This window comes from Luteibacter sp. P4_D7_3 (assembly GCF_056401735.1).
The window spans coordinates 1-2,400 of the sequence record NZ_JBFUIT010000452.1 but is presented as its reverse complement, the minus strand read 5'-3'; the positions used below and the strand labels follow the sequence as shown (position 1 = coordinate 2,400).

The 2,400-nt window shown below is 62.8% G+C and carries 3 protein-coding genes; 2 read left to right on the top strand and 1 reads right to left on the bottom strand.

Annotation, left to right across the window (positions count from 1 at the left end; translation table 11 throughout):
- On the bottom strand, nt 1-1,045 hold a 1,045-nt coding region (locus tag AC1DSN_RS21385; RefSeq protein ID WP_477332751.1), incomplete at its 3' end, for a nucleotide sugar dehydrogenase.
- Between the two features lie 328 nt (nt 1,046-1,373).
- Between AC1DSN_RS21385 and AC1DSN_RS21380 the strand changes: the two genes are divergently transcribed.
- Complete coding sequence (locus tag AC1DSN_RS21380; RefSeq protein ID WP_063571298.1) at nt 1,374-2,030, top strand: response regulator; 657 nt, start codon at nt 1,374-1,376, stop codon at nt 2,028-2,030.
- A gap of 32 nt (nt 2,031-2,062) precedes the next feature.
- A partial coding sequence (locus tag AC1DSN_RS21375; RefSeq protein ID WP_477332749.1) for a type 2 periplasmic-binding domain-containing protein occupies nt 2,063-2,400 on the top strand: 338 nt, incomplete at its 3' end.

Sequence of the window (2,400 nt, the reverse complement as noted above, 5' to 3'; positions counted from 1 at the left end):
CGTCCACGCCGACGCCATAGGTGTCGAGGGCGTTGATGATGTCSACCACGCGGGTGTTGCGCAGGTCCGGGCAGTTTTCCTTGAAGGCCAGGCCGAGGATCAGGACCCGGGCGCGCACGGGATTGATCCCCTTGCGCACCATCAGCCGTACCACTTCCGAGGCAATGTACGTGCCCATGCCGTCGTTGGTGCGCCGGCCGGCGAGGATTACGTCGGGATGGTGGCCGACCTGCTGCGCCTTGTGGGTCAGGTAGTAAGGGTCGACGCTGATGCAGTGTCCGCCGACCAATCCGGGCCGGAAAGGCAGGAAATTCCACTTGGTGCCGGCGGCTTCGAGCACCTCGAGGGTGTCGATGCCCAGCTTGTTGAAGAGAATGGCGAGGTCGTTGACCAGGGCGATGTTGAGATCACGCTGGGTGTTCTCTATCACCTTGGCCGCCTCGGCTACCTTGAGCGAGCTGGCCCGATGCGTGCCTGCCGTGATCACCGAGCGGTACAGCGCGTCGACGAAGTCCGCCGTGGCCGGGGTCGATCCCGAGGTGACTTTGAGTATTCCCGTAACACGATGCGTCTTGTCGCCCGGGTTGATGCGTTCCGGACTGTAGCCGGCAAAGAAATCTTCGTTGAAGACGAGGCCGGAGAATTTCTCCAGGATGGGCACGCAGACCTCTTCGGTGCAGCCCGGATAAACCGTCGATTCATAGACCACGATGTCGCCGCGCTTGAGCACTTTGCCGAGGGTCTCACTCGCGCGCATCAGTGGCGTAAGGTCCGGCCGCCGAGCGTCGTCGATCGGCGTCGGCACGGTGACGATGYAGACATCGCACTCGGCCAGATCGTCGATTCCTGAGGAAAAACGCAACCGACGCGAGGCGACAAGCTCCTCGCCATCCACCTCCAGCGTGACGTCATGGCCGCGGCGGAGCTCTTCGATGCGACCGGAATTGATGTCGAATCCGAGGGTTGCGTACCGCTTGCCGAATTCGACGGCGAGCGGCAGGCCCACGTACCCCAATCCGACAATGCCGATGCGCACCGTGTCCAGCGAGAGTGTGACGGCTTCCCCCGCACGCTCGTACGGCTGGCCGTCGGCGACGGGTTCGCGCACGGCGGCGGTGCCGGCCGGTCTGCGGCTTACTGTATCCATGCCCGCGTCCTACCCCTTGTTGGTCGGGAATCCCCGTCTTGCGGGGCGATGAGAGGTTAGCAATCCACTGGTGGATTGCCTGTACGGCTTACGGAGGTAGCCGAATGGCCGATACGACATTCATGGAGCTACTGGCGTTTACAAGCCTCCATCGCCGATATATCGTTCATTCCGCTCCGCTTAAGAGGCAGGGCATATGACTACAAGGCAGCCCCCCGATCGACTCATGTCCGCGCGAACCTACACCGGCTCAGTGCGCGTGGCCTTGCTGGACGATCATGCGCTCGTCCTCAAAGGGCTCATTGCGCACCTTGAGAGAATCCCTTCGATCCTGATCGTCGGCAGCCACGGCAGCAGCCAGCCCTTCCGGGCGATGCTGGCGGCCATGCCCGTGGACGTCGCCCTGATCGACTACTCCCTGGCCATGGATGACATCGACGGTGTCGCGCTGATCAAGCTGCTTCGGGCGTCGCATCCGGCGTTGAAGATTCTCGTTGTCTCCGCTCACGGTTCGCGCCTGGTCATCAGCAGCCTCTTGCAGGCAGGTGCACACGGCTTCGTCGCGAAGAGCCAGGAGCTCGATGAGATTATTCGTGCCATCGACGCCGTGATGACCGAGCGGGAATACCTGCCACCGGGTATGGTCAGCGGATTGGCGGCTCATCCCATGGCTGACCTTTCACCTCGCGAATGGGAGGTCGTTCGCTGTGTGCTGGAAGGCCTGTCGGTGACGCAGATCGCCAACAAGTTCAACCGCAGCCTGAAGACGGTCAGCACCCAGAAGACGGCGGCCTACCGGAAGCTGGATATCCGAGCGGATAACGAACTGCATATGCTGCGCGCGTACCTGCTGGCATCGGACAGCGAGGTGCCGTCGAAGTGAGGCGATGGATCGCGTGTTTCCTGATCGGGTTCATGATGACCGCCGGTGCTGCAACGGATCCGCCGGATCCCGATCGCCAGCGCTGGGTCGCGCAGCATCCCGTGCTGCGTCTTGCGATCGACCCGCAGCAGGGCGCCGAGATTCGTGGTGGGGAAGCCAATCCCCTGGTCAGCCAGTACCTGGCGTTGGTCGCGGAACATACGGGCGTCCGTTTCGAGACGTTGCGCACCTCCTCGTGGGAGGAGTCCGTCAAAGCCTTCACCGAGCATCGCGTCGACCTGCTGCCTTCGACCAGTGACCGCATGGTCGTGGCCGACCTGGGCGACCGCGCCCTTCTTTCGGCACCGTTCTACGTGGGTCGGACCCTGAT